The sequence below is a fragment of the Halalkalicoccus sp. NIPERK01 genome (assembly GCF_030287405.1).
Classification (GTDB): domain Archaea; phylum Halobacteriota; class Halobacteria; order Halobacteriales; family Halalkalicoccaceae; genus Halalkalicoccus.
In genome coordinates this window covers 1-242 of record NZ_JASVVV010000059.1, presented here as the reverse complement: position 1 = coordinate 242, position 242 = coordinate 1, and the positions used below count along the sequence as shown (strand labels likewise).

The window sequence follows — 242 nt, the reverse complement described above, 5'->3', positions numbered from 1 at the left end:
CGGCCTGTCGGTCGAACACTTCCTCCGGGCGAGCACGGTCCAGCGCCTCTCGCCCGATGGTCTCGACTCGCTTTCGGACACCATCGACACGCTCGCGCGCGCGGAGGGTCTCGAATGCCACGCCGAGAGCGTCGCCGTCAGGGTGCGCGAGCGCGACGAACGCGATGTCGACCGGGACCGACTCCGGGAGTAGACGACGTTTTTTTACAGCTAGTCGGCTACGCGATAACATGGACTCCGAG

1 protein-coding gene is annotated in these 242 nt (G+C 65.7%); it reads left to right on the top strand.

The features are described 5' to 3' along the window. Positions 1-193 (top strand): histidinol dehydrogenase (locus tag QRT08_RS18550; protein ID WP_286047476.1); only part of this gene is annotated, 193 nt, incomplete at its 5' end. Between the last annotated feature and the right edge of the window lie 49 nt (positions 194-242).